The following is a 12,415-nucleotide window of genomic DNA, read 5'->3' on the forward strand; positions in this document are numbered from 1 at the left end:
GATGCGCGTCAGCCCAGGTGCGCCTCGACGCCGAACCGCTCGCCCGCTGTCAGGGTCACGTCGGTCACGCGCACGCCCGCCGGCAGCTGCGCGGCGAGGTCGATGGGCTGCTTCGTGCGCTCCTCGACCTTGCCGCGCACGGCGGCGAGCAGCCCGGCGACGATGACGTTCGACGACGTGATGCGCAGGTCCTCGACGTGCACCTGCAGGGCGTCGTCGATGCGCAGCGTCGCGGTGGCGCTCGCCGGGGCTCCGAGGAAGCCCTTCTTGATGCGGGCCGTGCCCTCGGCACGCACGGTGCGCGGACCCTCCGACGTCAGCTGCACGTCGAGGTCCGCGAGCGTGACCCCCTGCTCGGCGAGCGCTGCCTCGGCGACGCGGCGCACCGCATCCACCGTCTCGGCCTGCGGCGCCTCGATGCGCACGTGCCCGCGCACGGGGCTCGCGGGGTCCTGCCCGGCGGCGTCGATGCCGACGGTGCCGTCTGCGACGACCTCGACCCAGCGGATCGCGATGCCCTCGAGCGTGATGCCGACGTCGACGGGCACGCCCTCGACGTGCATCGGATGCGCGCGCACCGTCAGCGAGCGCAGCTGCCCGCGATCCGTCTCGCGCACCTCGGCGTCGCGCGTCGGCACGAGGTCGGAGGCACCCGAGTCGTCGCCGAAGAGGCCGTCGAACGACAGCCCCGTCGCGTCGAGGTCGAGGGTCACGTCGGCACCCTCGACCTCGGCGGACGCGTGCGAGAACGCCGCCTCGACCTGCAGCCGCAGCCGCTCGGGGGCGTCGGCGAGTGCTGCCGTGCGCATGCGCGCCAGCAGGTCGGCGCCCGTGGTGGGACGCGGGGCGGGGCCGAGGTTCAGGTGCTCGCTCATCCTCGCCAGGCTATGGGCTCCGGCCGCGTCCCCGCTCGGCTCAGTCGACCAGGCGCGCGCCGATCTCCGCGAGCCGCCGCCCCTGGTAGCGGGCTGCGGCGAGCACCTCGGCGCTCGGCGGCGCCCCGTCGGCGCCCGTCGCGTGGCCCGTGCCGTAGGGGTTGCCGCCTGCCGCGTACAGCAGGTCGTCGGTGTAGCCGGGCGGCACGATCACGCAGCCCCAGTGGTAGAAGACGTTGTTGAGCGCGAGGATCGTCGACTCGATGCCGCCGTGCGCGTTCATCGCGCTCGTCCAGCTCGTCACGGCCTTGCCCGCCATCACGCCCTCGCCCCACTGCTTCGACGCGGAGTCGATGAACTGCTTCAGCTGCGCCGCCGGCAGCCCGAAGCGCGTCGGCGTGCCGAAGGCGTAGGCGTCGGCCCACTCGAGGTCGGCCAGCGTGGCCTCCTCGACGCTCGGCGCGACCTCGTCGACGTGGCGTCGCCACTGCGGGTTCGAGTCGATCGCCGCATCGGGCGCGAGCTCGGCGACGCGGCGGATGCGGACCTCGGCGCCCGCCTCCTCGGCGCCGGCTGCGACCGCCTCGGCGAGGGCGTGGTTCGTGCCGGTGGACGAGTAGTAGATGACGGCGACCTTCATGGGACGCTCCCTTCGTAGCGACCCCCAGGGTGCGCAGACGCGCGGCGTCGCGTCGACGCCTTGCGCGCGCCGCCGGGGCGCGTCAGGGTGCCGGGTGCGGCGCGAACGGCCAGTCGTCGGGATAGGCGTGCGGCACGGCGATCACCTGCACGTCGTCCTCGTAGGTGATGCGCCCCGGCGTCGCCGTGCGCACCTCCATCCACGCCACGCCATGCCGGTCGAGCAGCGCGAGGTAGGGCTCGCACAGGAGCAGCAGGTGCAGGGCGGACGCGCGGAACCACGCGCGGGCGCCCGGATGCAGCACGGGGTCGTAGCAGTCGGGCGCGACGGTCGTCGGGTCGACGTACGCGGCGGTGGCGCGCACGTTCGCCTCGCGCAGCCATGCGACGTCGTCGTGCGACAGCATGCCGGCGTCGCGCAGGCCGTTCGCGAGCGCGAAGACGCCAGGATGGCGCCCGTGCCGGTTGGGCGCCGCGCTCTGGAAGCGCACGAGACCCGTCATGGCGTGATCGTACGGGCGCGGCGCCCGACGCCCTCCTAGGCTGGCGGGGTGACCGACGCATCCCTGGCCGTCCGCCTCGTGACCGACGCGGGAGCTCTCGCAGCCCGCATGCGCGCCGAGGGGCTCGAGACCGAGTTCAAGACGTCGATCTCGGACGTCGTCACGGCGGCCGACCGAGCCGCCGAGGAGCTCGTGGGAGCGGCGCTCGCGGCCGAGCGTCCCGACGACGGCGTGCTCGGCGAGGAGGGAGCGGCCGCCGAGGGCACGACCGGGCGCCGCTGGGTCATCGACCCCGTCGACGGCACCTACAACTTCCTCTCCGGCCTCGCGTACTGGTGCAGCGCCCTCGCGCTCGACGACGCCGACGGCGTGGTCGTGGGCGCCGTGCACCAGCCCGTCACGGGCGAGACGTGGGTCGGTGGCCGCGACCTGCCGACCACGTTGGACGGCACGCCCGTGGCACCCCTCGTCGATCGCCCGCTCGCCGAGGTGAGCCTCGCCACCTACGTGCACCCGACGACGCTCGACGACCCCGACGTCGCGGAGCCGTGGCACGCGATCGTCGCCGGCGCAGCCACGCTGCGCGTGCTCGGGTCGGGCTCGTGCGACCTCGCGGGCGTCGCCGGCGGGCGCGTGGGCGTGTGGGCGCAGCACTCGACGGCCGAGTGGGACTGGCTGCCGGGCAAGGCGCTCGTCGACGCGGCCGGGGGCCGCACCGAGGTCGTCGAGCACCGCGGCCACCGCTGGCACGTCGCCGGCAACCGCCAGGCGGTCGGCGAGCTGCTCGCCCTGCTGCTCGCGAGCTGACGATGCCCGAGGCCGCCGCGTACGACGCCGTCGCCGACGCGTACGACCGACTGCTGCCGGGCCTCGACGCCGAGCACCCGCGCGACCTCGCGATGCTCGAGGCGTTCGCGGATGCCGCGGCGGAGGAGGGCGGATCCGTCGTCGACGTCGGCTGCGGCACCGGCCGCGTCGCGCGCTGGCTCGGCGCCCGCGGCCTGCCGGTGCTCGGCATCGATCCGTCGCCGGCGATGCTCGCCATCGCTCGCGCCGCGCAGCCCGACGCCGACTTCGCGGTCGGCACCGCCACCGCGATCCCCGCGCCCACGGCATCCGCCGCGGAGGTGCTCGCCTGGTACTCGCTCATCCACGTGCCGCCGGCAGAGCTCGACGCCGCCGCGGCCGAGCTCGCGCGCATCGTGCATCCCGGCGGCGTCGTGCTGGTCGCGGCCCAGTCGGGCGAGGGGATGCGCACGATCGCCGGCGCGTACGGCACGGACGCGACGCTGACGGCGTGGGCGTACGACGCCGCCGCGCTCGCCGCGGCGCTGGAGGGCGCGGGCCTCGACGTGGAGGCCACGCTCGACCGCGAGCCCGAGGGTCGCGAGCGCATGCCGCAGGCGGCCGTGCTGGCGCGACGCCGACTGCGCTGACATCGGCGGCGGCACGGCGACGAAGGTCGCCCTGTCGGGCCGGTTCCCGTACCTGCGTGCGGGCGACATGATGGAGATCGGCATCGAAGGCCTCGGCGAGCAGCGCCAGCGCCTCGTCGACGCCGTCGTCCGACCCCAGGAGGAGCCCGATGGCCCGCCAGTCCCCGCTCGCCACCATCGCGTCGATGGTCGACCTGTCGATGCTCACGAACCCCGCCCGGACGCGCCTGTCGAAAGCGTCGAACATCTGGGACCTGCGGCGCATCGCGAAGGCCCGCACCCCGAAGGGGCCGTTCGACTACACCGACGGCGCCGCCGAGGACGAGATCGGCATCGCCCGCGCCCGCCAGGCGTTCCAGGACATCGAGCTGCACCCCACGGTGCTCGAGGACGTCACCAAGGTCTCGACCGGCTGGGACGTGCTCGGCAAGCGCTCCGCGCATCCGTTCGCGATCGCACCCACGGGCTTCACCCGCCTCATGCACACCGCCGGCGAGACCGCAGGCTCCCGCGCGGCCGCCGCATACGGCATCCCCTTCACCCTCTCCACCCTCGGCACCACGTCGATCGAGGACACCCGCGCCGCATCCCCCAACGGGCGCCTGTGGATGCAGCTCTACATGATGAAGGACCGCTCGCGCTCGATCGAGCTCGTCCACCGCGCGAAGGCCGCCGGCTACGACGCCCTCCACATCACCGTCGACACCCCCGTCGCCGGCGCCCGCCACCGCGACAAGCGCAACGGCATGGCCTTCCCGCCCAAGCTCACCCCCACGGCGATGCTCGACGCCGCCCCCAAGGTCGACTGGTGGTGGTCGTTCCTCACCGGCGCACCCATCGAGTTCGCCGCGATCTCCGAATGGGACGGCACCGTCGCCGAGCTGCTCGACACCATGTTCGACCCCTCCGTCGACTACGACGCCCTCGCCGAGGTCCGCGCCGCGTGGGATGGGCCGATCGTCGTCAAGGGCGTCCAGTCCCTCGCCGACGCCAAGCGCCTCGCCGACCTCGGCGTCGACGCCATCACCCTCTCCAACCACGGCGGCCGCCAGCTCGACCGCGCCCCCGTTCCCTTCCTCCTGCTTCCGGAGGTCGCGAAGGAGGTCGGCGGCGACCTCGAGGTCCACCTCGACACCGGCATCATGTCCGGCACCGACATCGTCGCCGCCATCGCCCTCGGCGCCCGCTCCACCATGATCGGCCGCGCCTACCTCTACGGCCTCATGGCCGGCGGACAGGCCGGCGTCAACCGCGCCCTCGCCATCCTCACCGACGAGATCGCCCGCACCATGCGCCTCCTCGGCGTCGGCACCCTCGAGGAGCTCGGCCCCCAGCACGTCACCCAGCTCGAACGCCTCGTGCCGCGGCGGTAGGAGCGGCGGTCGCGTGGTCTCGTGACGCGTGCTCGCTGCGCTCGCGCGCTCCTCGACCAGCTGGTGGGGAGCCGCCGTCCTTCCAGCTGGTCGAGGAGGCCCCGAGCCGCAGGCGAGGAGCCGTCACGAGACCTCGCGACGTGCTCGCTCGGCGCGACCATGCGCATGCCTGTCAGGAGCAGCGGTCGCGTGATCTCGTGACGCGTGCTCGCCCTTCGGGCTCGCGCGCTCCTCGACCAGCTGCAGGGGAGCCGCCCCTCCCGCCCGATCCTCGCCGCCCACGGTTCGGGGACACCGTCCTTCCAGCTGGTCGAGGAGGCCCCGAGCGCAGCGAGGAGCCGTCACGAGACCACGCGACATGCCCGCTCGGCGCGACCATGCGCATGCCTGTCAGGAGCAGCGGTCGCGTGATCTCGTGACGAGTGCTCGCCCAGGGGCTCGCGCGCTCCTCGACCAGCTTCGGGGAGGGGCGAAGGCGGCGTGCGCACGCAGGAGGGCCCGCGACCGGATGGTCGCGGGCCCTCGTGCGCGGGATGCGTGGATCAGTCGTCGACCGACACGACCGCCAGGTCCTCGGCGAGCTCGACGTCGACGTCCTGGTCGCCACCGAGGTCGACCTGCACCTCGAACGCGTGGCTGTCGCCATCCTCGGTCTCGATCGACTGGACCGTGCCGCCACCTGCGGCGGCGATCGCGGCATCCACGATGTCCGAGACGCGCGACGTGTCGATGAGTCGATCGCTCGAGCGGTCGTCGTCGTCCTGCTGCACGAGCGCCTCGCGGCCGTCGGCGTAGACACGCACCTCGACCTCGGTGCCGTCGGCGAGACGCACGTCGACCTTCCAGCCATCGCGCTCGATCTCGACCTGCGTCGCGCCCTCGCCACCGGCGGCGGCGATCGCCGTCTCGATCGCGTCGACGTACGACGACGCCGAGGCGAGCTGGTCGGGGTTCGTGGGCGCCATGGTGCTCGAGCCGCCGTCGTCGGATCCGCCGCCGTTGCCGTCGTCGGAGCCCTGCGTGGGCGAGCCCGACGTCATGGGGGCCGTGACGCCCGGCTGCGTCTGGGGCTGGTCGTCGTCGAGCGCGTCGGCGACCGACAGGCCGATGCCCGCGACGGCGAGCACCGCGACGGCGGCACCGGCACCGATGAGCACTGGCTTGAGGATGCCGCGGCCGCGCCTCGGCGACGCGTCGGCGCCTGCGGGGTTCGCGATGGGCTGCTGCGTGGTGGTCGCCTGGGCGTCGGTGGGCTGGGCCACCGGGTGCTGCGGCGTGGGGTCGTTCGTGCCGACCGGCTGCTGCGGGTCGCGGGGCGTCTGCTCGTTCATGGGTCCCACTGTGCTGGTCGGGTGCTGACGCGCAGTTGAACGATGCTGAACGCGGATTCAGGGATGCGGCGGCTCGACGGCGATACCAGCCCCTCGCCAGCTGGTCGAGGAGCGCGCGAGCCCATGGGCGAGCACGCGTCACGAGACCCGGTGACCCTGCGAACGGCTCCGCGGATCGCCGCATTCGCGATGACTCGGGTCTCGTGACGGCTCCTCGCTGCGCTCGGGGCCTCCTCGACCAGCTGGGGGAGGCGAGGTCAGTCGTGCGCGGCCGGCAGCTCGAGCACGAAGCGCGCGCCGCCGAGCGGGGACTCGGCGATCCAGGCGTCGCCGCCATGGGCGCGGGCGACCTCGCGCACGATCGCGAGGCCGAGGCCCGACCCGCCGTCGTCGCGCGCTCGCGCCTCGTCGAGCCGCACGAAGCGCTCGAACACGCGCTCTCGCTCCGACGCCGCGACGCCCGAGCCGTCGTCGTCGACCCACACCATCGCGCGGCCGTCGCGCACCACCGAGCCGAGGGCGATGCGACTCGAGGCGTGCCGCATGCCGTTGTCGACGAGGTTGCGCAGGGCGCGCCCCAGCAGACGCGCATCCCCCGCGACGGGCGCGACGCGGATCGTCGCGCCGTCGACCGTGCGCCCGAGGGCGCGCACGCGCGCGACCTCGGCGTGCGCGAGGTCGTCGAGGTCGACGGCCTTCCGGGCCGCCGAGCCGTGCTCGTCGAGGCGGGCGAGCAGCAGCAGACCCTCGACGATCCCGTGCATCCGCTCGCCCTCGCCCAGCACGACGTCGGCGAGCTCGCCCGGCGACGTCGCGTCGGGATGCGCCTTCGACAGCTCGGCGAACTGCCGCATGGTCGCGAGCGGCGAGCGCAGCTCGTGCGAGGCGTCCGACACGAAGCGCTGCCTCGCTCGCACGCCGTCGTCGACGCGGCCGAGCATGCGATTCATCGTCGCTGCGAGCCGGTCGACCTCGTCGCCCGACCCCGTCGTCGGCACGCGTCGGTCGAGGGCGGTGGCGTCGATGGCGTCGACGCGCGCGCGGATGCGGTCGACCGGCGCGAGCGCGCGGCCGACGACGATCCACACGACGGTGCCGATGAGCACGAGCGCGAGCGGCACCGCGACGGCGAGCAGCACGGCCGCGGTGCGCACGGCGTCGTCGGCCTCCTGCAGCGACCGAGCGACGACGATCGTGCCCTGCGTGGTCTCGGCGGCGACGACGACGAAGTGCTCGTCGCCGACCCGTGCCTCGGTCGGCGCCGACGTCGGCGGGGTCGGCAGCAGCGCCGCGTCGGCTGCGTTCACCGTGACGCCCGCGGGCGCGCGCAGCGCCACGAGCACGTCGTCGTCACGGGCCACGAGCGCGGCGGTCTGGATCGTGCCCGCATCCACGCCCTCCGCGAGCGCCGTGAGCTCGTCGGAGAGCTGCTCGGCGACCGACGCGCGCAGCTGCTGCTCGAGCGTCCACGTCATCGCGACGGCGCCGATGCCGAACGCGACGGCGACGACCGCGACGGCCGCAGCCGTGATGCGCACGCGGATGGATGCTCGCCGCCTGCGCTCGGGAGCCGGTGCGGGCGCGACGGGGTCGGCGGCGTCAGCCACCGTCGGCCGCCAGCCGATAGCCGGCGCCGCGCACCGTCTGGATCGCGTCGCGACCGAACGGCCGGTCGACCTTGCGGCGGATGCGTCCGACGTAGACCTCGACGATGTTCGGGTCGCCGTCGAAGTCCTCGCTCCACACGTCGTCGAGCACCTGCGTCTTCGTGACCGCCTCGCCCTTGCGGCGCAGCAGCAGCTCGAGCACGGCGAGCTCGCGAGCGGTGAGCTCGACCTCGGTGTCGCCGCGATGCACGGTGCGGGCCGCGGGGTCGAGACGCAGGTCGCCGGCCTCGAGCACCACGGGGCGCTCGCGGCCGCCGCGACGCACGAGCGCGCGTATCCGTGCGACGAGCACGGGGAACGAGAAGGGCTTCGTGAGCCAGTCGTCGCCGCCGGTGTCGAGGCCCTCGACCTCGTCCCACTCGCCGTCCTTGGCGGTGAGGAAGAGCACGGGCGTCCAGATGCCCTCCGCGCGCATCGTCTGGCAGACGCGATAGCCCGACATGCCGGGCATCATGACGTCGAGCAGCACGACGTCGTACGCGAACTCGCGCGCCCGCCACAGGCCGTCGACGCCGTCGTGCGCGACGTCGACCGTCATGCCCTCGGCCTCGAGCCCGCGACGCACGCCGTCGGCGAGGCGCACCTCGTCGTCGACCAGCAGCACCCGCATGGCTCGATCCTGGCGCGGATGCGCTGACGCGGGGCTGAACGGCGCGCCCCGTCGAGCGTCCGCGTTCGCGATCGGCATGACGTCGCGAGTCGCTCCGATGCACCCCGACGCGAGAGGATGGGGCGTCGGGCCGCCCGGCACGGAGGACGCATGCAGCACCAGACGATCGCACCCGACGCACTCGACCGCATCCGCGCGGACTTCCCCGAGCTCGCGGAGCAGGTGCAGGGGCACGCGCTCGCCTACCTCGACACGGGCGCGACCGCGCTGCGCCCCACGCCCGTGCTCGACGCCGAGCGCGTGTTCGCGCAGACGCGCACCGCCGCCGTGCACCGCGGCGCCCACACGCTCGCGGCCCTCGCGACCGTCGCGTACGAGGAGGCGCGCGAGCGCATCGCCGCGTTCGTCGGCGCCGACGCCGACGAGGTGAGCTGGACCCAGAACGCCACCGACGCCCTCAACATGATCGGCCTCTCGCTCGCGCGAGCGCAGCGCGGCCCCCACGAGCAGCTCGTCGACCTCGGGCCCGGCGACGTCATCGTGACGACCGAGGCCGAGCACCACGCCAACCTGCTGCCGTGGCAGGACCTCGCCGCCGCGACGGGCGCGACGCTGCGCATCATCCCCGTCGACGACGACGGCGTCTGGACGGCCGACGACGCCCGCGCAGCGATCGACGAGCGCACGCGCGTCGTCGCCTTCGCCCACGTGGGCAACGTCACCGGCCTCGTCGCCCCCGTCGCCGAGGTCGTCGCCGCCGCACGCGCCGTCGGCGCCCTCACCGTGCTCGATGCGTGCCAGTCTGCGCCGCACATAGCGCTCGACCTCCACGCGCTCGACGTCGACGCAGCGGCGTTCTCGTCGCACAAGATGCTCGGCCCCGGCGGCGTCGGCGTGCTGTACCTGCGCCGCGCGCTGGGTCTCGCGCTGCCGCCCGCGCGCACCGGCGGGTCGATGATCACGACCGTGACCCTCGAGGGCGCCGAGTGGATGCCGCCGCCGCAGCGCTTCGAGGCGGGCACGCAGGCCGTCACGCAGGTCGTGGGCCTCGCGGCCGCCACCGAGTACCTCGACGCGGTGGGGCTCGACGCCATCGCGGCGCACGAGCACGCGCTCGGGCAGCGACTCGTCGACGGGCTCGCGACGATCGACGGCATCCGCATCGTCGGACCGCAGCCCGGGCAGGAGCGCGCGGGCCTCGCGAGCATCGTCGTCGACGGCGTGCACGCGCACGACGTCGGCCAGCTGCTCGATGCGCAGGGCGTCGCCGCTCGCGTCGGCCACCACTGCGCGCAGCCGCTGCACCGCCGCCTCGGCGTCGCGGCCACGACCCGCGCCTCGACGTACCTCTACACGACCGAGGCCGAGGTCGATCGGTTCCTCGACGCCGTCAGCGGCGTGCGCGCCTACTTCGGGGTCGGGCGATGAGCGGCCTCGACGAGCTGTACCAGCAGATCATCCTCGACCACGCGAAGGCTCGGCACGGCGAGGGTGCGCTCTCGGCCGATGCGGCCCACGCCGAGCGGTTCGAGCGCAACCCGACGTGCGGCGACGAGATCCGCCTGCGCATCGCGATCGACGGCGCACACGTCGACGCGGTCGGCTGGGAGGGCCAGGGCTGCTCGATCTCGCAGGCGTCCGCGTCGATCGTGGGGCAGGACGTGCCCGGGCTCACGCGCGAGGACGCCCAGCTGCGCGTCGACGCCATGCGCCGCATGCTGCGCACGCGCGGCGAGCACGACGACGCCGATCTCGACCTGCTCGGCGACGCCTCGGCGTTCGAGGGCGTCGCGAAGTTCCCGATGCGCGTGAAGTGCGCGATGCTGCCGTGGGTCGCCCTCGAGGACACCCTGCGGCAGGTCACCGCGCGCGACTGACGCGGCGCGCTCGCTCCGACGGCCGCGCGGCGTCAACCCCGCGCGCCCCGGCACGGCTGCGCCTAGCGTCGGGGCTCCGCAACGTCAGGAGCACGCCATGCCGATCCCCGTCACCGACTTCGCCCATGTTCGCCTCACCGTCACCGACATCGCGCGGTCGCGGGCGTTCTACGACGAGGTGTTCGGCTTCGACGTCGCGTTCGAGGCGCCGCCCGAGGATGCCGATGCCGAGACGAAGGAGCAGCTCGCGTTCCTGTTCGGCGGCGTGATCTACCAGTTCGCCGGCGGACTCCTCGGCCTGCGGCCCGTGGCAGCCGCGACCGACCGCTACGACGAGGACCGCGTCGGGCTCGACCACCTCAGCCTCGCCGTCGCATCCCGTGCCGACCTCGACGAGGCCGCCGCGACGCTCGATCGCCTGGGCATCGCGCACGAGGGCGTCAAGGACATCGGCGCCGGCTGGATCCTGGAGTTCCGCGACCCCGACCACATCGCCCTCGAGCTCAACGCGCCCGCCTGACCGCGTCGCCGCCTGCCGGAGGGCGGGCGGCCGCAGGTCAGCCGGCCTTCGCCGCCTCGCGCGCGGCGATGCGCGCCTGGACCTCGGGTCGACGCAGCGGCGGCACCGTCTTGGGCGGCTGCCTGCGGTCGGGCAGGTCCTCGAGCAGGTGGTGCGTGATGTGCGCGATCTCGGCGACCGCGCGCTCGAACGCCTCGCTCGTGCGGTCGGTGGGATGCGTGATGCCCGAGACCTTGCGCACGTACTGCCGTGCGGCGGCCTCGACCTCGTCGTCGTTCGCGGCCGGCTCGAGGCCGCGCAGGGTCGTGATGTTCCTGCACATGCCAGCCACGGTACGCCCGACCGTCGACGGACTCCAGAGGCGTGCGGTCAGCGCTCGAGCAGCGCCCGCAGGCCGGCCTCGCCCGCCCGCATGACGGCGTCGTGGTTCGCGCGCAGCCGCCCCGTGGCGACGCGGGCGATCGCCCGCAGCGAGCGACGCTGCAGGATGACGTGCTGCTGGAAGACGACGCACGTGCCGCCGTCGCTCGACGGCGACAGGTGCCACGAGCACCAGCCCAGCAGATCGCCACGGATGCGAGCGGCGAGCACGCCGTCGGGCGCGTCCATCTGCGTCAGCCGCACGCGCAGCGTGTACGGCAGCGGCCCGCGCATCCCGAGCGAGCCCTCGCGACGACCGGGCTCGCCGGACGCCTCGAGCCGCCCCTCGACGACGCTCGGCCACCACTGCGGATAGGCGGCGACGTCGGTGAGCACGGCCTGCACGGCATCGGGCTCGGCCCCGATCCGCCAGACGGAGCGGAAGCGGAAGTCAGGAGCCACGCACCCATCCTCTCGTCCCGACCTCGATGGATGCCGCATGCGGCATGCGACGCGGCCCGGGCGCATCACGCGGGGCCGCATCCCGCCTGGCGACACGCCGAGCGACATCGACGCCAGCCGCTCGCGGGGGCGTTGACACGGAGCGATCGCGGGAGCAGCGTGGCAGGCATGCGGACCACGAGGACCTCCATCGCCGTCGCGATCACGGCGGCAGCGCTGCTGCTCACCGGGTGCGGTGCGGCGTCGCAGGCGCCGACCGAGGGGCAGTCGCCGCCGCCATCGAGCGGCGAGGCCACGACGTCGCCCTCGCCTGCCGACCCGGAGACCGCGGGCGAGGAGGCGCCCTGCGCCGCCGAGTCGCTGCGCGTCACGGCCGCGACGGGCGACGCGGGCGCCGGCTCGGTCACCGTGACCTTCTCGTTCGAGAACGCCGGCGCCGAGGCGTGCACGCTCGCGGGCTTCCCCGGCGTCTCCGCCGTGGGCGGTGGCGACGGCGAGCAGATCGGCGAGCCCGCCGCCAGGTCGGATGCGACCTTCGCGCCGGTCGTCGTCGCTCCCGGTGCCACGGCGAGCGCCGCGCTGCGCATGGTGGACGTCGCAGGCGGCGGCGGTCCGCTCGGCGACGACTGCCAGGCGCAGCCCGCCGACGGCTGGCGCGTCTACCCGCCCGAGTCGACCGAGGCGATCTTCGTGCAGGTCGACGGCCTCACGGCCTGCGCGGGCGACGTCGACTGGATCACGATCGACCCCGTGATCGGCTGA

Annotated in this window: 15 protein-coding genes; 7 read left to right on the forward strand and 8 right to left on the reverse strand. The window is 74.4% G+C overall.

The window, feature by feature from the left end; all coding sequences use genetic code 11:
* Positions 1–8: 8 nt before the first annotated feature.
* The 3 genes from FS793_RS09250 to FS793_RS09260 form a co-directional block, all read right to left on the reverse strand.
* Complete coding sequence (locus FS793_RS09250; protein WP_144720205.1) at positions 9–875, reverse strand: hypothetical protein; 867 nt, start codon at positions 873–875, stop codon at positions 9–11.
* Between the two features lie 40 nt (positions 876–915).
* The gene (gene wrbA / locus FS793_RS09255; protein ID WP_144720206.1) at positions 916–1,515 is read right to left on the reverse strand and encodes an NAD(P)H:quinone oxidoreductase; all 600 of its coding nucleotides are present in this window, start codon (positions 1,513–1,515) and stop codon (positions 916–918) included.
* Positions 1,516–1,597: 82 nt separating this feature from the next.
* The gene (locus tag FS793_RS09260) at positions 1,598–2,017 is read right to left on the reverse strand and encodes a hypothetical protein (RefSeq protein ID WP_144720207.1); all 420 of its coding nucleotides are present in this window, start codon (positions 2,015–2,017) and stop codon (positions 1,598–1,600) included.
* Between the two features lie 48 nt (positions 2,018–2,065).
* Here FS793_RS09260 and FS793_RS09265 point away from each other — a divergent pair, with 48 nt between their 5' ends.
* The 3 genes from FS793_RS09265 to FS793_RS09275 all read left to right on the forward strand — a co-directional run bounded on the left by FS793_RS09265 (position 2,066) and on the right by FS793_RS09275 (position 4,826).
* Entirely contained in the window at positions 2,066–2,824 is a 759-nt protein-coding gene (locus tag FS793_RS09265; RefSeq protein WP_222123724.1) for an inositol monophosphatase family protein, read from the forward strand.
* Between the two features lie 2 nt (positions 2,825–2,826).
* Complete coding sequence (locus FS793_RS09270; protein ID WP_144720208.1) at positions 2,827–3,453, forward strand: class I SAM-dependent methyltransferase; 627 nt, start codon at positions 2,827–2,829, stop codon at positions 3,451–3,453.
* Positions 3,454–3,602: 149 nt separating this feature from the next.
* Entirely contained in the window at positions 3,603–4,826 is a 1,224-nt protein-coding gene (locus FS793_RS09275; RefSeq protein ID WP_144720209.1) for an alpha-hydroxy acid oxidase, read from the forward strand.
* Between the two features lie 542 nt (positions 4,827–5,368).
* Here the strand turns inward: FS793_RS09275 and FS793_RS09280 are convergent.
* From FS793_RS09280 to FS793_RS09290, 3 genes are all read right to left on the reverse strand, one after another.
* The gene (locus FS793_RS09280) at positions 5,369–6,157 is read right to left on the reverse strand and encodes a hypothetical protein (protein ID WP_144720210.1); all 789 of its coding nucleotides are present in this window, start codon (positions 6,155–6,157) and stop codon (positions 5,369–5,371) included.
* A gap of 257 nt (positions 6,158–6,414) precedes the next feature.
* The gene (locus FS793_RS09285) at positions 6,415–7,764 is read right to left on the reverse strand and encodes a sensor histidine kinase (RefSeq protein ID WP_260980096.1); all 1,350 of its coding nucleotides are present in this window, start codon (positions 7,762–7,764) and stop codon (positions 6,415–6,417) included.
* Entirely contained in the window at positions 7,757–8,434 is a 678-nt protein-coding gene (locus FS793_RS09290) for a response regulator transcription factor (protein ID WP_144720211.1), read from the reverse strand. The genes FS793_RS09285 and FS793_RS09290 overlap by 8 nt, the downstream gene beginning before the upstream one ends.
* A 150-nt stretch (positions 8,435–8,584) precedes the next feature.
* On the opposite strand from FS793_RS09290, the gene FS793_RS09295 reads away from it, so the two are divergent.
* From FS793_RS09295 to FS793_RS09305, 3 genes are all read left to right on the forward strand, one after another.
* Positions 8,585–9,862 carry a SufS family cysteine desulfurase gene (locus FS793_RS09295; RefSeq protein WP_186329422.1) on the forward strand — a complete coding sequence of 426 codons (1,278 nt, stop codon included), beginning with the start codon at positions 8,585–8,587 and terminating at the stop codon, positions 9,860–9,862.
* Complete coding sequence (gene sufU / locus FS793_RS09300) at positions 9,859–10,311, forward strand: Fe-S cluster assembly sulfur transfer protein SufU (protein WP_144720212.1); 453 nt, start codon at positions 9,859–9,861, stop codon at positions 10,309–10,311. The genes FS793_RS09295 and sufU overlap by 4 nt, the downstream gene beginning before the upstream one ends.
* 97 nt (positions 10,312–10,408) lie before the next feature.
* Positions 10,409–10,831 (forward strand): VOC family protein, encoded by a 423-nt coding sequence (locus FS793_RS09305; protein ID WP_144720213.1) that lies wholly within the window; start codon positions 10,409–10,411, stop codon positions 10,829–10,831.
* A 37-nt stretch (positions 10,832–10,868) separates the two neighbouring features.
* Here FS793_RS09305 and FS793_RS09310 read toward each other — a convergent pair whose 3' ends face one another.
* Positions 10,869–11,153: a DUF2277 domain-containing protein gene (locus tag FS793_RS09310; RefSeq protein WP_144720214.1), complete on the reverse strand. Its 285-nt coding sequence runs from the start codon at positions 11,151–11,153 to the stop codon at positions 10,869–10,871.
* 47 nt (positions 11,154–11,200) lie between these two features.
* Positions 11,201–11,653 (reverse strand): SRPBCC family protein, encoded by a 453-nt coding sequence (locus FS793_RS09315; RefSeq protein ID WP_186329423.1) that lies wholly within the window; start codon positions 11,651–11,653, stop codon positions 11,201–11,203.
* 168 nt (positions 11,654–11,821) lie between these two features.
* Here FS793_RS09315 and FS793_RS09320 point away from each other — a divergent pair, with 168 nt between their 5' ends.
* Positions 11,822–12,415 carry a DUF4232 domain-containing protein gene (locus tag FS793_RS09320; RefSeq protein WP_186329424.1) on the forward strand — a complete coding sequence of 198 codons (594 nt, stop codon included), beginning with the start codon at positions 11,822–11,824 and terminating at the stop codon, positions 12,413–12,415.

The organism is Agrococcus jejuensis, assembly GCF_007679035.1.
Taxonomy (GTDB): Bacteria; Actinomycetota; Actinomycetes; order Actinomycetales; family Microbacteriaceae; genus Agrococcus; species Agrococcus jejuensis_A.

Excerpts from the sequence above, each read along its gene's own strand:
- FS793_RS09250 (WP_144720205.1), bottom strand. The coding sequence starts at position 875 with ATGAGCGAGCACCTGAACCTCGGCCCCGCCCCGCGTCCCACCACGGGC.
- wrbA (WP_144720206.1), bottom strand. The coding sequence starts at position 1,515 with ATGAAGGTCGCCGTCATCTACTACTCGTCCACCGGCACGAACCACGCC.
- FS793_RS09260 (WP_144720207.1), bottom strand. The coding sequence starts at position 2,017 with ATGACGGGTCTCGTGCGCTTCCAGAGCGCGGCGCCCAACCGGCACGGG.
- FS793_RS09270 (WP_144720208.1), top strand. The coding sequence starts at position 2,827 with ATGCCCGAGGCCGCCGCGTACGACGCCGTCGCCGACGCGTACGACCGA.
- FS793_RS09275 (WP_144720209.1), top strand. The coding sequence starts at position 3,603 with ATGGCCCGCCAGTCCCCGCTCGCCACCATCGCGTCGATGGTCGACCTG.
- FS793_RS09280 (WP_144720210.1), bottom strand. The coding sequence starts at position 6,157 with ATGAACGAGCAGACGCCCCGCGACCCGCAGCAGCCGGTCGGCACGAAC.
- FS793_RS09290 (WP_144720211.1), bottom strand. The coding sequence starts at position 8,434 with ATGCGGGTGCTGCTGGTCGACGACGAGGTGCGCCTCGCCGACGGCGTG.
- FS793_RS09295 (WP_186329422.1), top strand. The coding sequence starts at position 8,585 with ATGCAGCACCAGACGATCGCACCCGACGCACTCGACCGCATCCGCGCG.
- sufU (WP_144720212.1), top strand. The coding sequence starts at position 9,859 with ATGAGCGGCCTCGACGAGCTGTACCAGCAGATCATCCTCGACCACGCG.
- FS793_RS09305 (WP_144720213.1), top strand. The coding sequence starts at position 10,409 with ATGCCGATCCCCGTCACCGACTTCGCCCATGTTCGCCTCACCGTCACC.
- FS793_RS09310 (WP_144720214.1), bottom strand. The coding sequence starts at position 11,153 with ATGTGCAGGAACATCACGACCCTGCGCGGCCTCGAGCCGGCCGCGAAC.
- FS793_RS09320 (WP_186329424.1), top strand. The coding sequence starts at position 11,822 with ATGCGGACCACGAGGACCTCCATCGCCGTCGCGATCACGGCGGCAGCG.